Origin of the sequence: Agromyces sp. NPDC057679 (assembly GCF_042799635.1) — a bacterium.
Classification (GTDB): domain Bacteria; phylum Actinomycetota; class Actinomycetes; order Actinomycetales; family Microbacteriaceae; genus Agromyces.
Genome location: NZ_JBHVIK010000002.1, coordinates 573,772 through 599,199, shown reverse-complemented (window position 1 = coordinate 599,199; position 25,428 = coordinate 573,772). Strand labels below are relative to the sequence as shown.

Below are 25,428 nucleotides of genomic sequence, written 5' to 3'. Positions count from 1 at the left end.
AGCGGCCCGGTGTCGAACGCGCGCGTGACCCGCAACCCCCTCCCGCTCGCGGGCCGCACGCCCTAGGCTCGGCACTGCCCCCGATCGGAGACCTGCATGCCCGACCACGACTCCCCCGTGCGGCTGTCGCGCGAGGACTGGCGGGTCATCCTCACCCGCACGGCGCACGAGTACCGCATCAACCAGGTGCAGGACATCGCGGCGGCCCTCACCTTCTACGCCGTGCTCGCGACCCTCCCAGGTCTCCTCGCCGTGCTCGCCGCGATCGGCATCTTCGGCAGCGCCGAGACCGCGGTGGGCGTGTTCCTCGACGTCGTCGGCGAGCTCGGCGGCGATGAGACGGCCGCCGCCCTGCGCACGCCCCTCGAGCAGCTGCTGGATGCCTCGCATGCGGGTCTCGCCTTCGCGACGGGTCTCGTCGGCCTGCTCTGGGCGACGTCGGGCTACGTCGGATCGCTCGGGCGGGGCCTGAACCGCATCTACGAGGTCGAGGAGGGTCGCCCGTTCTGGGCGATGCGACCGGCGATGCTCGCCGTCTCGGCGGCCGTCGTGGTGCTCGCCGCGCTCGCGGCGATCGGGCTCGTCGTGTCGGGGCCGGTGGCCGAGGCGCTCGCCCGCGTGCTCGGCCTCGACGAGGGGGTCGCCTTCTGGTGGGACCTCGGCAAGATCCCGGTGCTCGCGGCGATCGGCATCGCCCTCATCGCGCTCCTCTACTGGTCCGCCCCGAACGTGAAGCGCCGCCACCTGCGCTGGTTCAGCGTCGGCGCGGTCGGCGCACTGCTGGCCTGGGTGATCGTCACCGCGCTGTTCGGCCTGTACGTCTTCGGCATCGGCGCGTACCAGCGCAACTACGGCGCCCTGGGCGGGGCGATCGCGTTCCTGCTCTGGGTGTGGCTGTCGAACCTCGCGCTGCTGTTCGGCGGCGTGCTCGACACCGAGGTCGAGCGTGCCCGCCAATTGCGGGCGGGCATCATCGCCGAGGAGCGTGTGCAGCTGCCGCTCCGCGACGATCGCATGATCGCGAAGAATCGCGAGCAGCGCCAACGCGACGAGCAGGCCTCGCGCCACCTGCGCCTCGAGGAGTGAACCGCGGGGCCGCGGCCCCGACCTCCGCTCAGGCGACGAGGGCGACCCCGGCGAGCGCGATGCCGCCGACGACGACGGTCGACGCGCCGGCGAGCGCGAAGGGGCGCACCCCGACCCGCTTGAACATGCTGAACCGCACCCCCGTGCCGAGTGCGAACATCGCGGCGGCGAGCAGGACGGTCTGCACGACGCCCGCACCGGCGACGACGGCGGGCGGCACGATGCCGAGCGAGCGGATCGCGACCATCACGATGAACCCGACGACGAAGAGCGGCACGAGCGGGGGCTGCTTCGCGGCCCGGCGGCCGCCAGGGGCATCCGCACCGCTCTCGAGCTCGGCCTTCGCGAGCGCCCGGCGCCGCTGCAGGCCGATGACGGCCATCACGGGGGCGAGCATGAGCACGCGGGCGAGCTTCACGACGACCGCGACGCCGAGCGCGGTGCCGCCGAGCGCACCGCCGACGGCGACGACCTGCGCGACCTCGTGGATCGACCCGCCCGCCCACATGCCGGCCTGCCGGTCGTCGAGGCCGAGGAGGCCCGCGACGAAGGGCACGAGCGGAATCATCAGCGTGCCGAAGATGACGACGAGGGCCACGGCGGTGACGACCTCCTCCTCCTCGGCGTCGACGACCCCGTCGACGGCGGCGACCGCGGCGGCGCCGCAGATCGAGAACCCGCAGGCGATGAGGAGCCGCTGCGTCGCGCCGATGCCGAGCCAGCGGCCGATGAGGAGGGTCGCGCCGATGCCGCCGGCGACGATCGCGATCACGACGGCGATCATGCCGGGCCCGAGGGCGAGGATGTCGCCGAGCACGAGTTGGAGGCCCAGCAGCACGATCCCGAGGCGGAGCAGCGGCTTCGCCGCGAACGCGAGCCCGGGCTCGAGCCGCGGCGAGAGGGGCACGAGGTTGCGCACGAGCACGCCGAGCACGATCGCGGTGAGCAGTGCGCTGAGCGTCGGCACGATCAGGGTCGCGGCGAGCGCGAGCCCCGCGGCGCCCGCCGCGACCGCGAGCCCCGGGGCGAGCACGCGGAATCGGGCGACGACCCGTCCGGCGAGCGGGCGCTTCGGGACGGGGACGGGGGCGGGGGCACGGCGGAGCACCCATTCACCCTCGCAGCACCGTGCGGAGCGCAGTAGCCGTCGTTCCGGCATCGAGGCATATCATTCAGATATGCCCACCCGCTGGCCGGAGCTCCCCGTGCTCGAACTGCTCGCCGCCGTCGGCGTGCACGGCAGCCTCGGCGCCGCGGCCCGGGCCGTCGGCATGGCGCAGCCCAACGCCAGCCGCTCGATCGCGAACCTCGAACGCAACCTCGGGCTCACGCTCGTCGAGCGCCACCCGCGCGGTTCGCGGCTCACGGCCGACGGACTCGTCGTCGCCGAACTCGCCGGGCGCCTCGTCGACGGCGCCGCCGAACTGCTCGCGACCGCCGCGGCGCTGCGCGAACGGCACGAGGCGCGCCTCGACCTCGCGGCGAGCCTCACCGTCGCCGAGTACCTGCTGCCCGCCTGGATCGCCGGGCTCCGGCACGTGCACCCCGAGCTGGACGTCAGGGTGCGCGTCGAGAACTCGACCCACGTGTTCGAGCTGCTCGTCGCCCGCAAGATCGAGCTCGGCTTCGTCGAGTCGCCCTCGGTGCCGCGCGGGCCGCACAGCCGCATCGTCGCGCGCGATCGCCTCGTCGTGGTCGTCGCCCCCACCCACCCCTGGACGAGACGCACCCACGTCACCGCCGCCGAGCTCGCCGCAACGCCGCTCGTCACCCGCGAGGCCGGATCGGGCACCCGCTCGACGCTCGCGGAGGCGCTCGGCCCGGCGACGAGCGGCACCGCGGGGAACGAGCTCGCCGCTCCGGCGATGGTGCTCTCGAGCAACGCGGCCGTGCTCATCTCGGCCGCGTCGGGCGCGGGCCCCGCGGTGCTCAGCGAGCTCGCCGCGCGCCCGTGGATCGCGCGCGGCGAGCTCGTCGAGGTGCCGGTCGACGGGCTCGACCTCCGCCGGCGGCTCAGGGCCGTGTGGCGCGCCGGCGAGCCGCTCTCGGCTCCCGCGGCCGCCATGCTCGGCCAGCTCGGCGGCTGACCGCCGCCCGCTACCGCACGTCGCGGCGGAGCGGCACGGCGACGGCGACTACCGCGGCGACCGCGGCGTAGCCGAGGAGGATCAGGGCACCGACCCCGGGCGAGGTCGCCGCGGGCATCGAGATCGGGATCTGCTCGCCGATCGCCTCGCTGAGGAAGGTGAAGTCGGTGAGCGCGGCCGTCGCACCGCCCGGGAGGAACGGGTGGATGACGTTGACGCCGGGGATGAGGAGCAGCACATGCTCGAGGAAGTAGAAGTAGCCGAGCACGATGCCGACCGCGAGCAGCTGGTTGCGGGCGAGCGCGCCGATCGCGACGCCGAGCACCGCGTAGACCGCGGCGGCCAGCGCGAGCTGGACCAGCATCAGGACGAGCGCCGAGGCGGGCACGCCGAGCTCGACCCCGCGCAGGGCGGCCGCGACGAGCAGCGCCACTGCGGTTCCGGCGGCTGCGGCGGCGCCGTATGCCAGCCCGAGCCCGCCGAAGACGAGCAGCTTCGCCGCGAGCACTCGACCCCGCCGCGGGACGGTCAGGAACGTGGTGCCGATCGTGCGGTGACGATACTCCCCGGTCACGGCGACGGTGCCGATGAGCGCGGGCACGAAGAGCAGCAGGCCGCCCATGCCGACGACGAGGCCGACGCCGTCGGCCGTCTCGATGCCGGGCAACGGCGGGGTCGAGTCGCCGGGTCCGAGGAGCGCGAGCAGCGCGGTGAACCCGAAGCCGCAGCCGAGCGCCGTGAGCAGGGCGGCGTACGGCAGGCGGGTCGCGAACAGTTTGGCGAGTTCGCCGCGAACGAGTGCGATCACGGGTGCACCTCCGTGGTGTGGGCGAGGAACGCCGCCTCGAGGCTCGGGGCGGAGTCGGTGAAGTCCTCGAGGGGGCCCGACCAGGCGACGCGACCCCGGTCGATGAGCACGAGGTCGTCGATGCCGTGCTGGAGTTCGGTGAGCACGTGGCTCGAGAGCAGCACGGTGCCGCCGCGCGCCGCGAAGTCACGGAGGAACGCGCGCAGCCAGACGATGCCCGCGGGGTCGAGCCCGTTCGAGGGCTCGTCGAGCACGAGCACCGACGGGTCGCCGATGAGCGCCGTCGCGAGCGCGAGGCGGCGGCGCATGCCGGTCGAGTAGCCGCGGACTCGGCGATCGAGGTACTCGCCGATTCCCGTCGTCGCCGCGACTTCGGCGACCCGCGCTTGCGCGTGGCCGCCGAGCTCGGCGTACGCCCGCAGGTGGCCGCGACCGGTCATCGCCGGGTGGACGCCTGCAGCGTCGAGCACCGCGCCCACCGTGCCGCTCGGGTCGGCGAGCTCGCGGTACGCGGCGCCGCCGATGCGTGCCGTGCCCGCATCGGGCCGGGTCAGCCCGAGCAGCATGGCGAGCGTCGTCGACTTGCCCGCACCGTTCGGGCCGAGGAACCCGGTGACGCGCCCCGGCTCGGCTCGGAAGCTCGCCTCGCGCACGGCGTCGACGTCGCCGAAGCGCTTCGACAGCCCGGCGACCTCGATCGCGGTGGAGTTCATGGGATCACCCTTCGGTGGGATACTTCGATCAGTTGTTGAGAATGTTCTCATCATGAGAATAATGGAGGGAGCACCCCGTGCGCAAGGCTTCGCCGATCGCCGATGTCCTCATGCACCCGGTCCGGCTACGGATCATCCAGCAGCTCGGCGACGGCCGCCGGGTCACGACGTCGGACCTGCGCAACGCCCTGCCCGACATCGCCCAGGCGACGCTCTACCGCCACGTGGCCGCCCTCGTCGACGCCGGGCTCATCGCCGTGGTCGACGAGCGGCGCATCCGGGGCGCCGTCGAACGCACCTTCGCCCTCGGCGAGCGCATGGCCCACGTCGACCACGAGGAGTTGCGCGACATGGGCGACCGCGAGCTGCAGCAGTCGTTCCTCACCTTCCTCGCCCACCTCGGCGAGGACTTCGATCGCGCCTCAGCCGACGCGGGCTTCCGCGAGTTCCTCGGCTTCGGCCAGGTTCGCCTGCACGTCGGCACCGACGACCTCGCGCGCATCCAGGCGGGCCTCGGCGAACTGCTCGCGCCCTACCTGACTCCCCCGGGCGACGACACGGGTGATCCGGCGAGCGCTCGCCGCACGGTCATGCTCTCGACCGTGCTCATGCCCGATCCCGCCGATCAGCCCGCGCCGTCATCCGCGCGGTAATCCGCCGAGCCCGCCGTCACGAACGCGAAACATCCTCGAACTACACTCGACAGTCGGCGCGCACCACCCTGCGGCGTCTCCCCCACCCGCTTCCCCCGCCACAAGCGCCCGGAACCCGAGGAAACACGCATGTCCGAACCCATCACCGTCTCGATCCGCCGCGAGGTCGACCCCGCGCACATCGCCGAGGCGACCGCCTGGGTGCAGACGGGCGTCAACCTCGCGAACAAGTACCCGGGCTTCCTCGGCTCGGGCTGGGTGCGCGCGGGCGAGTCGTCGCAGGTCTGGCACATGCTCTACCGCTTCGCGAGCGAAGAGGCCCTCGAGGCCTGGGAGCGCTCGGGCGAGCGCACCTGGTGGCTGTCGATGGGCGAGGGGTTCGTGCGCTCCGAGCGAAGCAAGCGGCGCACCGGCATCGAGGGCTGGTTCGACGACCCGGCCACCGGGTCGATTCCTGCGGCGGATGCCACGGGCACGCCCCTCTCCGAGGCATCCCCGCCGCCCGCACCGCCGCGGTGGAAGCAGGCCGTCACCATCTGGCTCGGCTTCTTCCCGGTGAACCTCGCGTTCTCGTACCTCGTGTCGCCGGTGCCGGGCTTCGGCGAACTGCCGATCTGGCTGCGGGCGCTCGTGACGACGCTCATCCTCACGCCGATCATGACCTACTGGGTGCTGCCGTGGGTCACCCGCAGGCTGCACCGTTGGCTCACGCCCCGCGCGTAGCTACCAGGGCATCGGCTTCTCGGGCAGGCGCGCCGAGTCGTCGGGCAGGTGCGGCAGTTCGCCGCCGCCGGCCCTGATGCAGAGCCAGCGCAGCTGCTCGGTGCCGTCGGGCGCGCAGCGCCAGGTGCGCGCGACGTCCTGGCCGACACGCACCACGGTGCCGGGGCCGACGTCGACCACCTCGTCATCGAGCCCCATCTGACCGCGCCCCGAGAGGAACACGTAGAGCTCCTCGATGCGCGAGTGGGTGTGCCAGTAGCCGGCCTCCTCACCCGGTTCGAGCGCGTTCGCGGTGAGGCCGATGTACTGCATCGCGAGATCGTGGTCGACGACGCGTCGGCCGTCGCGCGAGCTGTCGGGGCGGAATCCGCCGTGGTGTGCGCGCCAGTCGCCCTGCGCGCCGATCTCGAGTACCTCGTATGCCGTCATACGGCCAAGCTACCGGCGGGGCCCGACGCTCGACTCGTCGGAAACCGACGATCTCCGTCGAGATCCCGACAGCGTCGGCCGTCAGCGCGCGGCGCCGATGCGGCGTGAGAGCTCGGCGGCCGCCGAACGCACGGCCGCGGCGATCTCCTCGGGGTGCGCCGCGGCATCCGAGTCGCCCCGATACGTGACCGCGATCGCCGCGGCCGGCCACCCCACGTGGTCGAGCACGGCCGCGCCCACCGAGGCCAGGCCCTCGGTGACCTCGCCGTCCTCGCCGGCCCAGCCGGTCTCGCGCACGCGCTGCAGCACCTGCTTGAGCCGGCCGTACCGCCACTCGCCGGCGTCGCTCGGCGCCCCGCGCCAGGCGAACGCGGCCCGGTCGGGGTAGAGCGCGCGCAACTGGGCGGGCGGCAGCGCGGCGAGCATCGCGCGACCGGTCGCGGTGAGGTGCGCGGGCAGGCGCACCCCGACGTCGGTGACGAGCGAGGGGCGTCGCGGGGCGCGCTCCTCGACGAGGTAGAGCACGTCGCGACCGTGCAGCACGGCGAGGTGGCCGCTCTCGCCGATGCGGTCGACGAGGCCCGCGACGAGCGGGCCGCCGAGCCGCGCGAGCGGCTGCTGGCGGCTGAACCCGCTCGAGAGCTCGAAGGCGGCGATGCCGAGGCCGTAGCGCCGCTCCTCGGGCAGGTGCACGACGAATCCGCGCTCCTGCATGACGGCGAGCAGGTGGTAGACGGTCGAGCGCGGCAGCTCGAGCGCCTGCGCGATGGTCGCGGCCGCCACCGGCCCGCGCTGCGCGGCGAGGTGCGCGAGGATCGCGAGCGTCTGGTCGGCCGCCGGCACCTTCGATGTCGCCATACCCGCGAGACTATCGTCCGGGATGCCAGACGGCCACGGCCGATCGAGGCTCCCGCGCGAGGCATCCACACGGTGGAATATCAGTCATGAGCAGCAACGCGACCTCCACCCCCACTGCCGTCACCGTCGGCATCGCCGGCCTGAGCATCGACGACGTCGTCGCGGTGGCCCGCCACGGGGCCCCCGTCGTGCTCGACGACGCCGCCCTCGCCGAGGTCGCCGCGAGCCGCGAGATCATCGACGGCCTCGCCGCCGACCCGAACCCGCACTACGGCATCTCGACGGGCTTCGGCGCGCTCGCGACGACCTTCATCGCGGAGGACCGCCGCGCGCAGCTGCAGGCGAGCCTGGTGCGCTCGCACGCCGCCGGCTCGGGCGCCGAGGTCGAGCGAGAGGTCGTGCGCGCGCTCATGCTGCTGCGCCTCTCGACCCTCATGACCGGCCGCACGGGCGTGCGCCGCGAGACCGCCGAGACCTACGCGGCGATCCTCAACGCGGGCATCACCCCCGTCGTGCGCGAGTACGGCTCGCTCGGCTGCTCGGGCGACCTCGCCCCGCTCGCCCACTGCGCGCTCGTCGCGATGGGCGAGGGCGAGGTGCGCGACGCGTCCGGCGAGCTCACGGATGCCGCGGCCGCGCTCTCGTCCGCCGGCATCGCGCCGCTCCACCTCGGCGAGAAGGAGGGCCTCGCCCTCATCAACGGCACCGACGGCATGCTCGGCATGCTCGCCCTCGCCATCACCGACCTCCAGCTGCTGCTCACGACGGCCGACATCTCGGCCTCGATGAGCGTCGAGGGCCTCATGGGCACCGATGCCGTCTTCGCCGCCGACCTGCAGGCGCTCCGCCCGCAGCGCGGCCAGGCGATCTCGGCCTCGAACTTCCGCAGGCTGCTCGCCGAATCGCCGATCATCCACTCGCACAAGGGCCCCGAGGACGGCCGCGTACAGGACGCGTACTCGCTGCGCTGCGCCCCGATCGTGCACGGCGCCGCCCGCGACACGGTCGCGCACGCGATCGGCGTCGCCGAGGCGGAGCTCGCGAGCGCGGTGGACAACCCCGTGCTCACGAAGGACGGCCGGGTCGAGTCGAACGGCAACTTCCACGGCGCCCCGGTCGCCTACGTGCTCGACTTCCTCGCCATCGCCGCGGCGGATGTCGCGTCGATGTCGGAGCGCCGCACCGACCGCTTCCTCGACCGGGCTCGCAACCAGGGCCTGCCGCCGTTCCTCGCGCACGAGGTCGGCGTCGACTCGGGCCTCATGATCGCCCAGTACACCGCGGCGGGCATCGTCTCGGAGCTCAAGCGCCTCGCCGTGCCGGCCTCGGTCGACTCGATCCCCTCGTCGGCCATGCAGGAGGACCACGTCTCGATGGGCTGGGCAGCCGCCCGGAAGCTCCGCCGCTCCGTCGACGGGCTCGCACGCGTGCTCGCGATCGAGCTCATGACGGCCGCCCGCGGCCTCGCGCTTCGCTCTCCCCTCGAGCCCGGCGCCCCCACCGGTGCCGTCGTCGCCCTCACCGAGTCGCTCGGGGCGGGCCCGGGCCCCGACCGCTTCCTCTCGCCCGAGATCGAGGCGATCACCGCCGCGGTGCTGTCGGGCGAGGTCGCCGCACGCGCGGCGGCGCATCTCGGCTCCCTCGACTGAGGTTCCTCCCGCCGGGTTCCGGCACCGATCTCCGAGGATTCGAGGGGCGGACTCGCGCAGCGGGCCGCCCCTCGTCCGTCGTCACGGCGCTCCCGCGTTCCCACCGGCTCCCCCGAAGAGGGCACGGGCACGCCGCGTCGGGCTGTTGTGCCCCGTACGGACGGATGCAAGACTGAGGTACGTCGGCCCGAAAGCCCGGCAACCCGAACGGAAACCAATGCCGCACCGCTTCAGAGTCACCGCGAGAGATCCCTTCCGAGCGCGTCGCGCCCGGCCGAGCGGGACTGCGGTGGCGGCCGCCGCGATCGCGGTGCTGATCGGCATGAGCGTGGTCCCGCCGGCGGTGGCCGAGGAGACGGCACCGGTCGAGGCGACCGACACGACGACGAGCGACACCTCGGCCACCGAACCTGCGCCGACCGATCCGTCGAACGTCGAGACGCCCGTTGAAGAGCCGGCGCCGAGCGAGGAGCCGACGCCGACGGAGGAGCCGACGCCGACGGAGGAGCCGACGCCCACGCCGACGCCCGAGCCCACTCCGACGCCGACTCCCGAGCCGACGCCGACTCCCGAGCCGACCCCGACGCCCACGCCGACTCCGACGCCGACGCCCAAGCCCACTCCGACGCCGGGAACCCCGCAGCCCGCACCGGAGCCGACCACGGCTCCCCGGGCACCGGTGGTGCTCGTCGGAGACGGTCCGTTCGCCCGGATCTCGACCACGACCGACTCGAACGTCGGGCCCCTGCTGAAGGCACGGGCCCGGCTCGACCGCGCGGTCGCTGCGCTGCGCGACGCCGAGGCCGAGCTCGAGGCACTGCGGTCGACGCGCGAGGTCGCCCGCGACATCGCGGAGCGCATGCAGTCGCTCGCCGACGACGCGCGCCATGACGCCGAAGTGGCCGCGGCGGGCTACCTCGCCGCGTCGAAGGGCGGCAACGCGTCCCTCAACTCGATGGGCGCCGCGTTCGGCTCCGGGCGCGACCTCCTCGCGGGGCTCGGTGGAGTGGCGCGCATCTCCGACATCGCCGGAGACGCCGACCAACTGCTCGAGATCACCGCGAAGCGCGCCGCCGAGGCCGAAGCGGCCGAGGCCCGTGCCGAGGAGGCGTGGGCGGCGGTCGACGAAATCGACGTCGACGCCGCGGAGGAGAAGGTCGCCGACGCCGAGCGCGCGGTGAACAAGGCCCGCTCGGCCCTGTCCGGGCTGAAGACGCGCGTGGCGTCGACGAGCGTCGCCTTCCTCGAGACGCTTCCGCAGGACTCCGGGCAGCTCAGCGACCAGGGCTGGTCGAATCCCGTCGAGAACGGCAGCCTCACCGACGGCTTCGGCCCCCGGCCCAACAAGCCGCTGCCGGACGTCAACGACTTCCACCGCGGCACCGACCTCGCCGCGGGCTGCCGCAACCCGGTGTTCGCCGCGACCGCCGGCACCGTCGTCGAGGCCAGCGCGAACGGCTCGTACGGCAACTGGGTCCTCATCGACCACGGCTCGGGCGTCTCGACCGGGTACGCCCACCTCATCGACGGCGGCATCCTCGTCGCCCCGGGCCAGAAGGTCTCCGCCGGCGAGCTCATCGGCGCGGTCGGCTCGACGGGCGCCTCGACCGGCTGCCACCTGCACTACGAGGTGCGCCTCGACGGCTCGGCGATCGACGCGATCCCGTTCATGGCGGCACGCGGCATCAAGCTCGGCTGACGTGCGAGGCCTCCGGGCCGCCGACCGCCTCAGGCGATGAGGTCGGCGAGTCCGCTGCAGAGTTCCTCCGCCCAGTCGAGCAACACGGCGCCTCGGCGGCGCGGCCGGGCGCCCGGGTGAATTCGCGCCGCCGCCTCGCGTCGACGAGTGCTGGGCCTCCTCGATCCAATACGTTCGGATCATGACTTCCCCGCAACCGGCACCGGTCCTCCGCGTTCGTCCTCGAGTCTGGATCGGTCTCGCGATCTGGCTCGGCTACGTCATCGTCGTGTTCATCGTCGGCAAGCTCTCGGGCGTGCCGTACACCGAGATGGGCCGCGACGGCGGCACGCTCTTCCTCGGCGCGGGGCTCATGCTCATCGTGGGCGCGATCCTGCTCGCGATCACCGCGAGCCTGCTCGGCTGGTGGCGACCGGCCCTGTTCGATCGCAAGCACGGCGCCCGCTGGCCGATCTTCGTGCCCGCGATCATGGCGGTCGCGCTCGTGATCAACCTCGCCAGCACCGACTGGGGCTCGTACGACCTCGGCTTCTTCGCCGCGTCGATCGTGCTCCTGCTCGTCGGCTTCACGGAGGAGATGGCGACCCGCGGCCTGCTGCTCGTGGGACTGCGCAGCCGTCTCCACGAGGGCTGGGTGTGGTTCCTCACGTCGGCCGCGTTCGCCCTCATGCACCTCACGAACGCCCTCTCCGGGCAGGACATCGGCCTCACGATGACACAGGTCGGCATGGCGTTCCTCGGCGGCACGATCTTCTACATCCTGCGTCGCACGACCGGCACCCTCATCTGGGCCATGGTGCTGCACGGGCTGTGGGACTTCTCGACCTTCGCCGTCGGCCACGGCACCCCCGGCCCGCTCGCCGCGCTCGCCTCCCCCGTCTTCATGCTCGCCGGCGCGCTCGGCCTCATCGTCGTCGCCTTCGTCATCCGCGGCGCCGACGAGCGCACCGACGCACCGCTTCCGGCTGCGAACGCCGCGAGCCTCGCATGACCGCCGCCGAGACGGCCGGGTCGCCCTGGCGACGGTTCTGGGAACACGGAGGATGGTGGCGCTCGCTCCTGGTCGTCGTCGCGTACTACGCGGTGTACCAGGGCGTCCCGCTGCTGTTCGCGCCGCTGTTCCCGGCCGGCGAGACCGACGAGGCCGCGATCGTCTGGATCTTCACAGCGATCCCGGTCGCGTTCGGCGGCCTCGTCCTCGTCGTGCTCGCCTGGTCGCTGGGCTGGCTGCGTGAACTCTTCGGCCCGCAGCCGATCCGCGGGCGCGGGTGGATGTGGATCGCCGTCGTCGCCGTGCTGCTCTTCAACGTGCTGCGGTTCGCGACGATCGACTACGGCGAGGCCGGTGCCGGCATCGTGGTCGCCTGGCTGATGGCCGGACTGCTCGTCGGATTCGCCGAGGAGACCCTCACCCGCGGCTTCGTGGTGAACCTCATGCGCAAGGGCGGGTACCGCGAGATCACGGTCGCCCTCGTCTCCGCAGCGCTCTTCGCGCTGCTGCACTCGGGCAACCTGCTCACGGGGCAGGCACTCGTCCCGACCCTGCTGCAGCTCGTCTACACCTTCGCGTTCGGCATCTGCATGTACCTCGCCCTGCGCGTCACCGGCCACCTGATCTGGCCGATCCTGCTGCACGCGACGACCGACCCGTCGATCTTCCTGCAGACCCTGCACCCGGCCGAGGGCCCGCTCACCGCGTTCGCGGCACTGGGCAACCCCGTGGTCATCGTCACGGGCCTCGTGCTGCTGATCTTCATCCGCGGCAAGGCCGGCGAGAACGCGGCCGGCGCAGGCCTGGTCGAGCCGGGCACCGCGGTCCCCGGGCGATAGAGGCAGGGGATGCCGCCACTGCGGGTCGGCGGCATCCTGAACACCCGAACAGCCCCCGAGCCGACCAGGCGCGGGGGCTGTTCTCGCTCCGCACGCCGGACCGCGAGTGCGCCCGCCCGACGCTGAAATCTGGGATCCCGGACGGCCACCTGGTGGCATCCGTTGCCGCACCGCATCGCGTGAGCGAGCATCGAACCATGACCGACGCACCCACCGAAGCCCCCGCCGGCCCGCGCACCGTCCGCGCCGCCCGCGGCACCGAGCTCTCCGCGAAGAGCTGGCAGACCGAGGCGCCGCTGCGCATGCTCATGAACAACCTCGACCCCGAGGTCGCCGAGCACCCCGAAGACCTCGTCGTCTACGGCGGCACCGGCAAGGCCGCCCGCAACTGGGAGGCCTTCGACGCGATCACCGAGACCCTCAAGCGCCTCGAGGCCGATGAGACCCTGCTCGTGCAGTCGGGCAAGCCCGTCGGCGTGCTCCGCACGAACGTGTGGGCGCCGCGCGTGCTCATCGCGAACTCGAACCTCGTGGGCGACTGGGCGACGTGGCCCGAGTTCCGCCGCCTCGAGGCCGAGGGCCTCACGATGTACGGCCAGATGACGGCCGGCTCGTGGATCTACATCGGCTCGCAGGGCATCCTGCAGGGCACCTACGAGACCTTCGCCGCCGTCGGCGAGAAGCTCATCGCCGAGGGGCGCGGCAGCGCGCTCGGCACCCGGCGCGAGGGCGAGGGCCCGCTCGCCGGCACGCTCACCCTCACCGGCGGCTGCGGCGGCATGGGCGGCGCGCAGCCGCTCGCCGTCACCCTCAACGACGGCGCATGCCTCATCGTCGACGTCGACGAGACGCGCCTGCGCCGCCGCGTCGGCAAGCGCTACCTCGACGAGGTCGAGACCGATCTCGACACCGCGATCGCCAAGGTGCTGCAGGCCAAGGCCGAGCGCCGCGGCTGGTCGGTCGGCGTCGTCGGCAACGCCGCCGAGGTGTTCCCCGAGATCCTGCGCCGGCACCGCGCCGGTGAGTTCACCGTCGACGTCGTCACCGACCAGACGAGCGCGCACGACCCGCTGGCGTACCTGCCCGAGGGCATCTCGGTCGCCGACTGGAAGCAGGCCGCGCAGGCCGACCCCGAGGGGTTCACGAAGCAGGCCCAGCTGTCGATGGCCCACCACGTGCAGGCCATGGTCGAGTTCCAGGACGAGGGCTCCGAGGTGTTCGACTACGGCAACTCGATCCGCGACGAGGCGCGCAAGGGCGGCTACGACCGCGCGTTCGAGTTCCCCGGCTTCGTGCCGGCGTACATCCGCCCGCTCTTCTGCGAGGGCCTCGGCCCGTTCCGCTGGGTCGCGCTCTCCGGCGACCCCGAGGACATCCGCGTCACCGACGAGGCCATCAAGGAGCTCTTCCCCGAGAACACGCACCTGCACAAGTGGCTCGACGCCGCCGCCGAGCGCGTGGAGTTCGAGGGCCTGCCCGCCCGCATCTGCTGGCTCGGCTACGGCGAGCGCCACCAGGCCGGCCTGCTGTTCAACAGGCTGGTCGCCGAGGGCAAGGTGAAGGCGCCGATCGTGATCGGACGCGACCACCTCGACTCCGGTAGCGTCGCGAGCCCGTACCGCGAGACGGAGGGCATGAAGGACGGCTCCGACGCGATCGCCGACTGGCCGCTGCTCAATGCCCTCACCGCCGCATCGTCGGGCGCGACCTGGGTGTCGATCCACCACGGCGGCGGCGTCGGCATCGGCCGTTCGATCCACGCGGGCCAGGTCTCGGTCGCCGACGGCACCGAGCTCGCCGCGGCGAAGCTCACGGCGCTGCTCACGAACGACCCGGGCATGGGCGTGCTCCGCCACGTCGATGCGGGCTACGAGCGGGCGGTCGAGGTGGCGCGCGAGCGCGGCGTCGACGTGCCGATGCTCGACGCCTGAGCGACCCACCCCGACGATCGAAAGGCGAACCGGATGCCTCGCGCCACCCTCATCACGAACATCGGCGAACTCGTCACGAACGACGCGCAGCCCGGCCGCGAGGGCGGCCCGCTCGGCATCGTGCGCGACGCCGCGGTGCTGATCGACGGCGGCCTCGTGACGTGGGTCGGCCCCGCGACCGATGCTCCCGCGCAGACCGCCGACGCCGGCGTCGAGCTCCTCGACGCCGGCGGCCGCGCGGTCATCCCCGGGTTCGTCGACAGCCACACCCACCTGGTGTTCGGCGGCGACCGCGCCGAGGAGTTCGCCGCACGCATGGCGGGCAACCGCTACGAGGCGGGCGGCATCCGTTCGACCGTCGCCGCGACGCGCGCCGCCACCGACGACGAACTGCGGGCGCGCCTCGCGGGCTTCGTCGCCGAGCTGCACGCGCAGGGCACGACCACCTTCGAGATCAAGTCGGGCTACGGCCTGAGCGTCGCCGACGAGGAGCGGCTCGTGCGCCTCGCCCGCGAGGTGACCGACGAGGTCACCTTCCTCGGCGCGCACGTCGTGCCGTTCGAGTTCCGCGAGGACCCCCGCTTCGACGGCGACCAGGCTGCGGCGGGCGACGCGTACGTCGAGGTGGTGATCGGCGAGATGCTCGCCGCGTGCGCGCCGCACTCGCGCTGGGTCGACGCGTTCTGCGAGCGGGGCGCGTTCACCGCCGAGCAGTCGCGCCGGGTGCTCGAGGCCGGCGCGGCCGCGGGCCTCGGCGTGCGCGTGCACGGCAACCAGCTCGGCGAGGGCGAGGGTGTCCGCCTCGCGGTCGAGCTCGGCGCCGCCTCGGTCGACCACTGCACGTTCCTCAGCGACGCGGATGTCTCGGCCCTCGCCTCGTCCGACACGGTCGCGACGCTCCTGCCCGGCGTCGAGTTCTCGACCCGCCAGCCCTACCCCGACGCGCGCCGGCTGATCGACGCCGGCGTCACCGTCGCCCTCGCGAGCGACTGCAACCCCGGCTCGAGCTTCACGAGCTCGATGCCGTTCTGCATCGCGGTGGCCGTGCGCGACATGGGCATGACCCCGGCCGAGGCGCTCTGGGCGTCGACAGCGGGCGGGGCGCTGGCCCTCCGTCGTGACGACGTCGGCGCGATCCGCCCCGGACTGCGTGCCGACCTCGTCGAGCTCGACGCACCGAGCCACCTGCACCTGGCCTACCGGCCGGGCGTGCCGCTCGTGCGGCGCGTCATCGCGGGCGGCGTGACGAGGGCGTAGCGCCGACACCGACCGCGATCACCGGGCGGCTCGACGCACCCTGCGTCTCGGTCGCGACGAGGTGTACGCTGCGGGCATGAACGGATGGCGGCATCCGGAGACGACGACATGCTGAGCGGCGAACTGGTCACCCTCGCCCCGGTGCGTGCCGACGAGCTCGACGCGTTCTGCGCTGCGCACGTCGACATCCGCACGCGGGGTGCGTACTTCCCGCTCGGCGTGGTCTCCGAGTCGGTGCTGCGAGCGCGGTTCGCGGAGCACGGGTTCTGGGAGCGCGAGGAGGGCACGCTGCTCATCCACGATCGAGGCGGGCGGATCGTCGGCCACATCGAGTTCTTCACGCCCGTGAACTACTGGGACGCCTTCGAACTCTCGTACCAGCTCCACGGCGACGCCCACGCGGGTCACGGCTACACGACCGAGGCGGTGCAGCTGCTCGTCGACTACCTGTTCGGGTCCAAGAAGCAGCACCGCATCCAGCTCGTGATCGTGCCTGAGAACGCGGCGAGCCGGCGCGTCGCCGAGAAGTGCGGGTTCACGTACGAGGGTCGGCTGCGCGGCGCCTTCTTCAACGGCGGGACGAACCACGACGTCGACCTGTTCGGGCTGGTCCGCACCGACCCGAGGCCCTGGCATCCGGTCGATCGCTGACCCCGCGTCGCGTCAGTGCTTGGGCGTGTCGACCCCGAGGAGTTCGCCGGTGCCCTCGACGAGCTCGGCCCACGAGTCGACGCCGACCCGGCACTCGACGACGGCGCACGTCGGCAGTTCGACCCATTCACCGGTGAGCTCGCCGACGGCGTCGCTCATGCCGGGGTTGTGACCGACGAGCATGGCGACCTCGAGCGCGTCGTCGAGGCCCGCGGCGACCGCGAGGATGCTCCGCTCCGAGGCCGCGTAGAGCTTGCGCTCCTCGACGACGTGATCGTCGCCGATGCCGAGCGTGCGTGCCAGCAGCCGCGCCGTGCTGCGCGCCCGCACCGCAGTGCTCGTCACGATGCGATCGGGTCGGACGCCGCGTTCGGCGAGCCGGTGTCCCATCGCCGGGGCGTCCCGCAGGCCGCGGTCGTTCAACGGGCGATCGTGGTCGTCGAGCATCGGATCGCCCCAGTCCGACTTCGCGTGCCGCACGAGGTAGAGCGTCTTCACCCCTCCAGCGTGGCACCGTTCGCGGCGGGCCACAACGCCGCGCCCGAACGGCAGGACTCGGCGTGCGACACGGCTCAGCGCGCCGCGACCCCCGCCAGGAAATCGAGCACGCAGAGCGCGGCGAGCCGCACCGTGCGCCCGTCGGGGGCGTCGGCGCTCGCGTCGACCTCGGCGAGGTCGGCGCTCACGACCCGGGCGTCGCCCGCCGCGGCCCGCACGAGGGCGCGGAGCTCCCAGGCGGCGAGACCGCCCGGCATCGAGGCGGGGCATCCGGGCACGACGGCGCGGTCGCAGGCGTCGACGTCGATGTCGAGGTGCACGGGGCCCCCGGCCGCGCCGGCGATCTCGAGCGCCTCGGCCATGACCTCGGCGGGGCGGCGGCCGTGCAGCTCGTCGCGGTGGATCACGGTGATGCCGAGGTCGGCGGCGCGCCGGGCGTACTCGGCCGAGTTGGCGAAGTCGGCGATGCCGATCTGCACGATGCGGCGGGGGTCGAGGCCGGCCTCGACGAGACGGCGAACGGGCGAGCCGTTCGAGACGCCGTCGCGCAGGTCGTAGTGGGCGTCGATCGTCACGAGGCCTGCGGTGGCCAGCCGGTCGCCGTAGGCGCCGAGGGCCGTCGCGACGGTGAGCGAGTTGTCGCCGCCGAGCGCCATCACGGTCTCGGCGCGCTCCAGCAGCTCGGCGACCCGGGCGCGCGTGCGCGCCTCGCCCTCGGGGCCGTCGGGCTCGACGATGTCGCCCGCGTCGACGACGGCGAGCTCGCCGAGGTCGACGGTGTCGCGACCCTCCTGCCGGCTCGGGACCAGCGCCGGGCTGTAGCGGCGCAGCGCCGCACGGATCGCCGCGGGCGTCGTGTGCGCGTTCGTGGGTGAGAGCGAGGTGCGCCAGGCGGGCACGCCGAGGAGCGCGAGCGCGGCGGATGCCTCGGGGTCGAGCGTCTCGGGCGCGGGCCAGCCGCCAGCGCGGGGCCAGAGGGGGTCATTCGAGAGTGCGACGTCGGCCATGCCCCCACGCTACGAGGCGCCGCCACGCGGGCCCAGCCCTCGTCGCACGCCGTCGTCTGCGATCCCAGACGACCGGGCCGAGGACTAGCCCGCGAGCGCGGCGGACTCGTCGAGCCGCGCGACGAGTTCACGCTCCCGTTCCGCGCCGAGTCCGGCACCCCGCGGGCGTTCGAGACCCTGCTCGCGCTCCCACTCGAGGAGATCGGCGAGTGTCTCGACGAGGGGGCGGGGAGTGAACCCCTCTGCACGGGCCGCCGCGTTCGAGCGGTCCTGGAAGGCCGCCCACGTCGGATCGACGATCCAGAGCGGCAACGAGTCGGGCCCCGACCATTCGGCGACGCCCTGGTCGACCAGCCACTCGGGCGACGCGAGCCGCACGTCGCGGTCGTGCCCGCCGACCGCTCGCGCGAGGGCGAGGAAGGCACCGAAGGTCGACCGGTCGCCGACGGCGTTGAACGCCCCGGTGAGTCCGCGCTCGACGGAGGCGAGGGTCCACGTCACGAGGTCGCGCACGTCGATGAGCTGGGCCGCGGCGTCGTGGATCTCGGGAACGAGCATCGGATCGCCGTCGCGGGCGGCACGCGCGACCCAGTACCCGCTCCGGCCCGAGGCGTCGCCGGGGCCGCCGATGAGTCCGGGCCTGATGACGAGCAGCCGATCGCCGAGCGCCGCTCGGTACGCCTGCTCGATCGCGGACTTCGCCTCACCGTAGCTCTCAGGCGTGGAGTCGTCGGCCTCGAGCGGCGGGAGGAGCTCAGCCGACTCGTCGGCTCCGGGCTCGTCGTGGCGCGCGTAGACGTTGCCCGAGGAGACGAAGGTCCAGTGGCGGGCGCGAGGGGCGAGCGCCTCGGCGGCGCGCCGGGCGAAGCCGGGCTGCCGCGTCACGTCGATCACCGCATCCCATTCGCGGTCGAGCACGGCGTCGTAGGCCCCCGGCTGCGAGCGGTCGCCGACCACGAGCCGTGAACCGGGCGCCACCTCGCCCGCCTCGCCCCGGGCGAGGCACGTCACGTCGTGCCCGCGCCGCAGCGCCTCCCGGGCGATTTCGCGTCCGAGCCATTGCGTGCCGCCGAGAATCAGGATGTCCATCCGGACATCCCAGCAGATGCGGCCGTCGCATGGCAGAGGTGTTCGCGGAGCGCGGATCGCTGGCGTCGGACCGGCACCCCGGAATAGCGTCGAGGACATCGGAGTTCTCCCTTGCGAATACCCCAGTGGGGTATTAACCTGAGGCCAGAGACGCAGGAGGGCGGCGCAATGAGCACCGGCAGGAACGAGACGCACACCGGGCACGACCACACCGGGCACGCCGGGCACGACCACGCGGGCCACGACCACGCGGGCCACGCCGGGCACGGCACGCAGCCCGAGCATGGGCCGCAGGCCCACGCCCACGCCGCCACGACGCCGGCCGCCCACGCCCACCACGAGGCATCCGCCCACGAGGTCGCCGGCCACGACCCGCACGCCGGGCACGACATGAGCGGCCACGCCGGGCACGATCCCCACGCCGGGCACGACATGAGCGGCCACGGCGGGCATGCGGGTCACGGCGACCACGTCGGCCAGTTCCGGCGCCTGTTCTGGATCATGCTCGTCATCGCGATCCCGACGATCGCGTTCAGCCCGATGTTCGCGTCGATCCTCGGCTACACGCTGCCCGACAACCCGATCATCCCGTGGATCTCGCCGGTGCTCGGCACGGTCATGTACTTCTGGGGCGGCAAGCCGTTCCTCACCGGCGCCTGGTCGGAGCTCAAGGCGCGCAAGCCCGGCATGATGCTGCTCATCGGCCTGGCGATCACGGTCGCGTACTTCGCGAGCCTCGGCGCGAGCCTGATGCTGCTCAGCCACCACCTCGACTTCTGGTGGGAGCTCGCGCTCCTCATCGTGATCATGCTGCTCGGCCACTGGATCGAGATGCGCTCGATCATGCAGGCCTCGAGCGCGCTCGACGCGCTCGCCGCGCTCCTGCCCGACGAGGCCGAGCGCGTGATCGACGGCCCCGACGGCGCACCGGTCACCGAGACGGTCTCCCCCTCCGAGCTCGCGGTCGGCGACCTGGTGGTCGTCCGCCCGGGCGGGCGCGTGCCGGCCGACGGCGAGGTCGTCGAGGGCACCGCCGCCATGGACGAGTCGATGATCACGGGCGAGTCGGTCGCCGTCGGCCGCGGCCCCGGCGACCAGGTCGTCGCGGGCACCGTCGCGACCGACACCGCGATCCGTGTGCGGGTCGGCGCCGTCGGCGACGACACGGCGCTCGCCGGCATCCAGCGGCTCGTCGCCCAGGCGCAGGCCTCGAGCTCGCGCGCCCAGCGCCTCGCCGATCGCGCCGCCGGCTGGCTCTTCTGGTTCGCCCTCGGCGCCGCCGTGCTCACGGCCATCGCCTGGACGCTGCTCGGCAACCCCGACGACGCCGTCGTCCGCACCATCACCGTGCTCGTGATCGCCTGCCCCCACGCCCTGGGCCTCGCCATTCCGCTCGTCGTCTCGATCGCGACCGAGCGGGCCGCCCGCGGCGGCGTGCTCGTGACCGACCGCCTCGCGCTCGAGACGATGCGCACGGTCGGCGCGGTGCTCTTCGACAAGACGGGCACCCTCACGAAGGGCGAGCCGGCGGTGACGGATGCCGCGGCCGCACCCGGCTTCGACCTCGACGCCGTCCTCGTCGATGCCGCCTCCGCAGAGATGGATTCGGAGCACCCGCTCGCGAAGGCGATCGTCGCCGACGCGTTCCACCGCGGCCTGGCCGTGTACGGCGCGACCGAGTTCGAGGCGTCCGCCGCGATCGGCGTGCGCGCGAAGGTCGGCGACCGCATCGTGCAGGTGGGCGGCCCCGGGCTGCTCGCCCGCGAGGGACTCGACGTGCTCGAGGCATCCACCGCCTGGGCCGAAGCCGGATCGACGGTGCTGCACGTCGTCGTCGACGGGCAGGTCGCCGGTGCGATCGCGCTGGCCGACGAGATCCGGCCCGAGTCGCGCGAAGCGGTCGACGCGCTGCACGCGCTCGGCGTGCAGGTCGTGATGATCACGGGTGACGCGGAGCCGGTGGCCCGCACGGTCGCCGCCGAACTCGGCATCGACCGGGTCTATGCGGGCGTGCGCCCCGAGGACAAGGCCGCGAAGGTGCAGGAGCTGCAGCACGAGGGCCTCTCGGTCGCGATGGTCGGCGACGGCGTCAACGACGCCCCGGCGCTCGCGCAGGCCGACGTCGGCATCGCGATCGGCGCCGGAACCGACGTGGCGATCGCCTCGGCGGGCGTGATCCTCGCCTCGAGCGACCCGCGCTCGGTGATCTCGGTGATCGAGCTGTCGCGCGCGAGCTACCGCAAGATGAGCCAGAACCTCTGGTGGGCCGCCGGGTACAACCTCGTCTCGGTTCCGCTCGCCGCGGGCATCCTGGCCCCGATCGGTTTCGTGATGCCGATGTCGGTCGGGGCGATCCTGATGAGCCTCTCGACGGTCATCGTCGCGGCGAACGCGCAGCTGCTGCGCCGCCTCGACCTGCGTCCCGAGGCGTCGGCGCGTGCGGTCCTCGGACGGTCGGCGGGCCGGGCTCCCGAACCGGTGCGCGAGCCGGTGGGCTGAGCCACGGCGGACCTCCGCGAGGCGGGGGCGTCCCCTGAGGGGCGCCCCCGCTCAGGTCCGCCCGCGGGATGACTCGGGCTGATCGAGCGTACGCCGGGGGATGGATCTTCAGCCCGGCTTGCGGCCGACGCGTGGAATAGAACTGCTGGTCAGCCCTGTTTTCAGCCGAACTCGTTCTCAGGTTCCGGCAGCCGGCTCCCCCGTAGCCTCGGTGCGCCGCCCTCCGCTGGGCGGCACGAGAGAACGGATGCGGATGACCACCAGGACCATGAACACGACCACCACGACCCTGCTCAGCGCGGCCGTGCTCGTCACCGCCGTCGTCGGGCTCACCGGATGCAGCGAGCTCGGCGACGTCGACCGCTCGCTCGACGAGCGCGGCGCCGGGCACACCGTCGAGGTGGCCTACGAGACCGGCGCCGGGGGCCTCGCCGACGAGCGCGTGCAGCTTCCGGGCTGGGTGCCGGCCGAGGCATCCGAGATCACCGAGAAGGTGCGCACCACCGGCAGCGAACGCCTCCTCCGACTGAAGGCCGATGCGTCGGCGCTCGCCGAGCAGTGCGAGGCGTGGCCCGTCGGCACACCGCCGCAGCGCTCGGCCGAGCAGAACGCCTTCGGTGAGGAGATCACGTACCGCGACGCACCGACGATGCGGGCCTCGTGGTGGTCCGACGGCATCGAACGCTCTGCGTCGCTGGTCTGCGGTGAGACCTGGTGGGTCGCCGAATCCGACGGCTGGGTCTACGCCTTCTCGCCCGAACGGCGGATGACCGAGATCGAGGACGCGTCGACGCTCGGATGAAGCGTGCCGCGGGCGCGTCAGACGAACTCGAGCAGCCGCTCGATCATGATGATGCGCCGGGCCGCCTCGATGAGCGCGAGGTGCGAGAACGCCTGCGGGAAGTTGCCGAGGTGCTGCCCCGTCTCGGTGTCGAGCTCCTCGGCGAGGAGGCCCAGCGGCGAGACGATGCGCAGCAGCTTCTCCATGAGCGCCTTCGCGCGTGCGCCCTCGCCGATGATGGTCAGCGCCGAGACGAGCCAGAACGAGCAGATGAGGAACGTGCCCTCGCGCCCCGACAGGCCGTCGTCGGTCTCCTCCGTGCGATACCTGAGCACGAACCCGTCCGCGGAGAGCTCGTCGGCGATCGCGAGCACCGTCGCGCGCAGCCGCTCGTCGTCGGGCGGGAGGAACCCGTAGATCGCCGCGAGGAGCGCCGAGGCGTCCAGGGCGTCGGTGCCGTAGTGCTGGCGCAGCACGCCGCGCTCGCTCACGCCCTCGGCGAGGAGGTCGGCGGCGATCTCGTCGGCGACGGCGCGCCACCGCGCCACGTCCTCGTCGGCGCCGACGAGCTCGGCGAGCTTCGACGCCCGGTCGAGCGCGACCCAGCACATGATCTTCGACGACACGTACTGCTGCGGCTCGCCCCGGGCCTCCCAGATGCCCTGGTCGGGCTCGCGCCAGACGTCCGTCGCGCACTCGGCCTGCGATCGGATGACCGGCCAGAGCGTGCGCGGCACCCGTTGGCTTCGGCGGGCGTGCATGAGGATTGCGTCGAGCACCGCGCCGTACAGGTCGTTCTGGCGTTGGGCGAACGCACCGTTGCCGATGCGCACGGGGCGGGCGCCGCGGTGGCCCGTCAGGTGATCGAGCGTCGTCTCGGTGAGGTCGCGGCGCCCGTCGATGCCGTACATGATCTGCAGCGAGCCGTCGCCGTTCGGCTCGAGCCCGGCGAGGAACTCGACGAACTCGTCGGCCTCCCAGTCGAGGTCGAGGTAGTGCAGGGCCTGCACGGTGAACGACGAGTCGCGGATCCAGTTGTAGCGGTAGTCCCAGTTGCGCTCCCCGCCCGGCGTCTCGGGCAGCGAGGTCGTGAGGGCGGCGACGGTCGCGCCGGTCGGCATGTACGTGAGCCCCTTGATCGTGAGCGCCGAGCGCTCGAGCGCCTCACGCCACGGGTGATCGGGGATCGTCGCGTCGGCGAGCCAGTCGCGCCAGTACGCGACGGTCGTGTCGAGCTCGGCCGCCGCCTCCTCGACGGTCGACGGCCCGGCGAGGTCGTCGGCCCAGGAGAGGGAGCAGAAGGCTCGCTCGCCGGCGCGCAGGGTGTGTCGTGCGCGCACGTGACCGCCCTGGACGCCCAGCGGGAGATCGGAGCGCAGCCGCAGCGCGGTGCCGGCGCCGCTCGCCGTCGCGCTGTGCACGTCGGCCGACACCCAGTCGGCCTCGGTCCTGCCGTAGTCGAACACCGGCTCGCAGATGAGCTCGAGCTCGACGTGCCCGTCGAGGCACATCACGGTGCGCACCAGGCAGTGTCCGGCGTCGTCGTCGGCCGGCGCACGGGTGTGCGGCGTGGTCGTGTCGGGCTCGGACCGGGGCAGGATCGTGAGGGCGTCGCGCACCTCGGCCCACCCCGTCGGCGTCTTCCAGGTCGTGACGAGCACGTTCGTGCCGGGTTCGTAGCTCCGCGCCGACGGGGCGTTGACGTCGAACGGCCCGAACCGGAAGTACCCGGCCTGCCGATCGAGGATCGTGGCGAAGACGCTCGGGGCGTCGAACCGGGGCGGGCAGAGCCAGGCGACCGACCCGTCGGGCGCGACGAGCGCCCCGGTATGGCAGTCGGAGAGGAACGCGAACGAGGCGATCGGCGGGAACGGCGACCTGGCGACGGCGCCCTGCATCTGCGGCGCCCGGCCCGACCCGGCCGGGCGATCCGCCCGATCGGTGCTCACGAGGCCTCCGTCGGGAGCTCGCGGATGACGGCGAGGAAGCGGTCGACGTCGGTCTCGGTGCGTTCCATGGGCCCTCCGAACACGGTCGGTCTCAGCGGGGGCCGGGCGAACGGACGGCGCTTCGCCGCACCCCCACCTCGACCGTAGCCCTTCGATCACCGTTCGAGCAGTGCTCGAACGGGATCGATTCCGCGCCCGCCGGGGCGCGACGACGACTCAGCCCGCGACGACCTCGTACCCGGCCTCCTCGACGGCGGCGGCGACGGCCGCATCGGCGAGCGGGGCGCTGCTGCGCACCGTGACGGTCGAGACGCCGCCCGCGACGAGCGCGACGTCGACCGAGTCGACGCCCTCGAGCGCGCCGAGCTCCGCGCTCACGTGACGCACGCAGCTGCCGCAGGTCATGCCCGCGACGGCGTAGTCGGCGCTCACGAGCTCACCGACGCCGGGTGCCACGGCCAGCCCCTCGGTCTTCGACGCCGAGGAGTCGGGGATCGTGCAGCACGAGCACGAGGCATCCGCACCACTGGAGTCGGCGAGGGCGAGTTCGGTGGCGCCCGCGGGCATTGCGGTGGCGAGGTTCTCGGTGGTCATGCGGCATCCTTCCGTCGGTTCTGTTGGAACTATACCCCCGTGGGGTATCGGTCGCAAGGCGCCCGCCCAGCGGATGACGCGATCGCCCCCGCCTGACAACATGGGCGAAGAAAGTTCCGCCGTGGTGTCGATCTCGCCGTCGCCCGTTCGACGCATGAGTGAGGCGGGCACTTCGGCCCGACCCGAACACGAATCCCGAACGAGGAGAACACCGTGAAGTACATGCTGATCATGCGATCGAACGACGCCGCCGTCGAGGCCTACGAGCAGCTCGACTTCAACGAGGTCATCGCTGCGATGGGCGCCTACAACGAGTCGCTCATCAAGGCCGGCGTGCTGCTCGCCGGCGAGGGCCTGGCCGACGCGAAGGAGGGCTTCGTCGTCGACTTCGACACGACGCCCCCGGTCGTGACCGACGGCCCCTACGGCGAGACGAAGGAGCTGTTCAACGGCTTCTGGATCATCCAGGCGCAGAGCCCCGAGGAGGCGGCGGAGTGGGCGAAGCGCTGCCCGCTCGGGCCGGGCGCGAAGCTCGAGGTGCGCCGCGTCAACGAGCTCGAGGACTTCCCGCAGGACAACGAGTGGATCCAGAAGGAGGCCGGCTGGCGCGACGAGCTCGAGGGCAAGGTCGGCTGAG

24 protein-coding genes are annotated in these 25,428 nt (G+C 73.0%); 14 read left to right on the top strand and 10 right to left on the bottom strand.

All coding sequences use genetic code 11. The features are described from left to right. Positions 1 to 96 precede the first annotated feature (96 nt). Entirely contained in the window at positions 97 to 1,086 is a 990-nt protein-coding gene (locus ACFVAJ_RS09700) for a YihY/virulence factor BrkB family protein (protein WP_376943535.1), read from the top strand. A gap of 28 nt (positions 1,087 to 1,114) precedes the next feature. Here ACFVAJ_RS09700 and ACFVAJ_RS09695 read toward each other — a convergent pair whose 3' ends face one another. Further along, entirely contained in the window at positions 1,115 to 2,194 is a 1,080-nt protein-coding gene (locus ACFVAJ_RS09695) for a YeiH family protein (RefSeq protein ID WP_376943533.1), read from the bottom strand. A 70-nt stretch (positions 2,195 to 2,264) separates the two neighbouring features. Here ACFVAJ_RS09695 and ACFVAJ_RS09690 point away from each other — a divergent pair, with 70 nt between their 5' ends. After that, positions 2,265 to 3,173 carry a LysR family transcriptional regulator gene (locus ACFVAJ_RS09690; protein WP_376943531.1) on the top strand — a complete coding sequence of 303 codons (909 nt, stop codon included), beginning with the start codon at positions 2,265 to 2,267 and terminating at the stop codon, positions 3,171 to 3,173. Between the two features lie 10 nt (positions 3,174 to 3,183). Here the strand turns inward: ACFVAJ_RS09690 and ACFVAJ_RS09685 are convergent, their stop codons facing one another. Continuing rightward, entirely contained in the window at positions 3,184 to 3,981 is a 798-nt protein-coding gene (locus tag ACFVAJ_RS09685; RefSeq protein ID WP_376943529.1) for an ABC transporter permease, read from the bottom strand. Further along, a complete protein-coding gene (locus ACFVAJ_RS09680; RefSeq protein ID WP_376943527.1) occupies positions 3,978 to 4,694 on the bottom strand; it encodes an ABC transporter ATP-binding protein in 717 nt (238 codons plus the stop codon). Before ACFVAJ_RS09680 ends, ACFVAJ_RS09685 begins: the two co-directional genes overlap by 4 nt. A 77-nt stretch (positions 4,695 to 4,771) precedes the next feature. Between ACFVAJ_RS09680 and ACFVAJ_RS09675 the strand changes: the two genes are divergently transcribed. Further along, positions 4,772 to 5,347 (top strand): helix-turn-helix domain-containing protein, encoded by a 576-nt coding sequence (locus ACFVAJ_RS09675; protein WP_376943525.1) that lies wholly within the window; start codon positions 4,772 to 4,774, stop codon positions 5,345 to 5,347. A 129-nt stretch (positions 5,348 to 5,476) separates the two neighbouring features. Next, entirely contained in the window at positions 5,477 to 6,070 is a 594-nt protein-coding gene (locus tag ACFVAJ_RS09670) for an antibiotic biosynthesis monooxygenase (protein WP_376943523.1), read from the top strand. On the opposite strand, the gene ACFVAJ_RS09665 is transcribed toward ACFVAJ_RS09670, so the two are convergent. Together ACFVAJ_RS09665 and ACFVAJ_RS09660 are read right to left on the bottom strand one after the other, a co-directional pair. After that, positions 6,071 to 6,499, bottom strand: coding sequence for a cupin domain-containing protein (locus tag ACFVAJ_RS09665; protein ID WP_376943521.1), 429 nt, complete (start codon positions 6,497 to 6,499; stop codon positions 6,071 to 6,073). A gap of 81 nt (positions 6,500 to 6,580) precedes the next feature. Then, positions 6,581 to 7,357, bottom strand: coding sequence for an IclR family transcriptional regulator (locus ACFVAJ_RS09660; protein WP_376943519.1), 777 nt, complete (start codon positions 7,355 to 7,357; stop codon positions 6,581 to 6,583). Positions 7,358 to 7,443: 86 nt separating this feature from the next. Between ACFVAJ_RS09660 and hutH the strand changes: the two genes are divergently transcribed. From hutH to ACFVAJ_RS09625, 7 genes are all read left to right on the top strand, one after another. Beyond that, the gene (gene hutH / locus ACFVAJ_RS09655; protein WP_376943517.1) at positions 7,444 to 9,006 is read left to right on the top strand and encodes a histidine ammonia-lyase; all 1,563 of its coding nucleotides are present in this window, start codon (positions 7,444 to 7,446) and stop codon (positions 9,004 to 9,006) included. Between the two features lie 289 nt (positions 9,007 to 9,295). After that, positions 9,296 to 10,705, top strand: coding sequence for a M23 family metallopeptidase (locus tag ACFVAJ_RS09650; protein ID WP_376943515.1), 1,410 nt, complete (start codon positions 9,296 to 9,298; stop codon positions 10,703 to 10,705). A 181-nt stretch (positions 10,706 to 10,886) separates the two neighbouring features. Then, positions 10,887 to 11,696: a CPBP family intramembrane glutamic endopeptidase gene (locus ACFVAJ_RS09645; protein WP_376943513.1), complete on the top strand. Its 810-nt coding sequence runs from the start codon at positions 10,887 to 10,889 to the stop codon at positions 11,694 to 11,696. Continuing rightward, complete coding sequence (locus ACFVAJ_RS09640; protein ID WP_376943511.1) at positions 11,693 to 12,535, top strand: CPBP family intramembrane glutamic endopeptidase; 843 nt, start codon at positions 11,693 to 11,695, stop codon at positions 12,533 to 12,535. The genes ACFVAJ_RS09645 and ACFVAJ_RS09640 overlap by 4 nt, the downstream gene beginning before the upstream one ends. 197 nt (positions 12,536 to 12,732) lie before the next feature. Further along, entirely contained in the window at positions 12,733 to 14,466 is a 1,734-nt protein-coding gene (locus ACFVAJ_RS09635; protein ID WP_376943509.1) for a urocanate hydratase, read from the top strand. Between the two features lie 33 nt (positions 14,467 to 14,499). Further along, positions 14,500 to 15,723 (top strand): imidazolonepropionase, encoded by a 1,224-nt coding sequence (gene hutI, locus ACFVAJ_RS09630; RefSeq protein ID WP_376943507.1) that lies wholly within the window; start codon positions 14,500 to 14,502, stop codon positions 15,721 to 15,723. 84 nt (positions 15,724 to 15,807) lie between these two features. Beyond that, positions 15,808 to 16,374, top strand: coding sequence for a GNAT family N-acetyltransferase (locus tag ACFVAJ_RS09625; protein ID WP_376943505.1), 567 nt, complete (start codon positions 15,808 to 15,810; stop codon positions 16,372 to 16,374). Positions 16,375 to 16,386: 12 nt separating this feature from the next. On the opposite strand, the gene ACFVAJ_RS09620 is transcribed toward ACFVAJ_RS09625, so the two are convergent. The 3 genes from ACFVAJ_RS09620 to ACFVAJ_RS09610 form a co-directional block, all read right to left on the bottom strand. Continuing rightward, a complete protein-coding gene (locus ACFVAJ_RS09620) occupies positions 16,387 to 16,872 on the bottom strand; it encodes a SixA phosphatase family protein (RefSeq protein ID WP_376943503.1) in 486 nt (161 codons plus the stop codon). A 74-nt stretch (positions 16,873 to 16,946) separates the two neighbouring features. Continuing rightward, entirely contained in the window at positions 16,947 to 17,879 is a 933-nt protein-coding gene (locus ACFVAJ_RS09615) for an arginase family protein (protein ID WP_376943501.1), read from the bottom strand. A gap of 84 nt (positions 17,880 to 17,963) precedes the next feature. After that, complete coding sequence (locus ACFVAJ_RS09610; protein WP_376943499.1) at positions 17,964 to 18,968, bottom strand: NAD-dependent epimerase/dehydratase family protein; 1,005 nt, start codon at positions 18,966 to 18,968, stop codon at positions 17,964 to 17,966. A gap of 168 nt (positions 18,969 to 19,136) precedes the next feature. Here ACFVAJ_RS09610 and ACFVAJ_RS09605 point away from each other — a divergent pair, with 168 nt between their 5' ends. Both ACFVAJ_RS09605 and ACFVAJ_RS09600 read left to right on the top strand, forming a co-directional pair. Next, positions 19,137 to 21,467 carry a copper-translocating P-type ATPase gene (locus ACFVAJ_RS09605; RefSeq protein ID WP_376943497.1) on the top strand — a complete coding sequence of 777 codons (2,331 nt, stop codon included), beginning with the start codon at positions 19,137 to 19,139 and terminating at the stop codon, positions 21,465 to 21,467. Between the two features lie 253 nt (positions 21,468 to 21,720). Then, entirely contained in the window at positions 21,721 to 22,269 is a 549-nt protein-coding gene (locus ACFVAJ_RS09600; protein ID WP_376943495.1) for a hypothetical protein, read from the top strand. Between the two features lie 17 nt (positions 22,270 to 22,286). Here ACFVAJ_RS09600 and ACFVAJ_RS09595 read toward each other — a convergent pair whose 3' ends face one another. Both ACFVAJ_RS09595 and ACFVAJ_RS09590 read right to left on the bottom strand, forming a co-directional pair. Beyond that, on the bottom strand, positions 22,287 to 24,197 hold the full coding sequence (locus tag ACFVAJ_RS09595) for a glycoside hydrolase family 15 protein (protein ID WP_376943493.1): 1,911 nt from the start codon (positions 24,195 to 24,197) through the stop codon (positions 22,287 to 22,289). 216 nt (positions 24,198 to 24,413) lie between these two features. Continuing rightward, complete coding sequence (locus tag ACFVAJ_RS09590) at positions 24,414 to 24,791, bottom strand: heavy metal-associated domain-containing protein (protein ID WP_376943491.1); 378 nt, start codon at positions 24,789 to 24,791, stop codon at positions 24,414 to 24,416. Between the two features lie 213 nt (positions 24,792 to 25,004). Between ACFVAJ_RS09590 and ACFVAJ_RS09585 the strand changes: the two genes are divergently transcribed. Then, complete coding sequence (locus ACFVAJ_RS09585) at positions 25,005 to 25,427, top strand: YciI family protein (RefSeq protein ID WP_376943489.1); 423 nt, start codon at positions 25,005 to 25,007, stop codon at positions 25,425 to 25,427. Position 25,428: the final 1 nt, after the last annotated feature.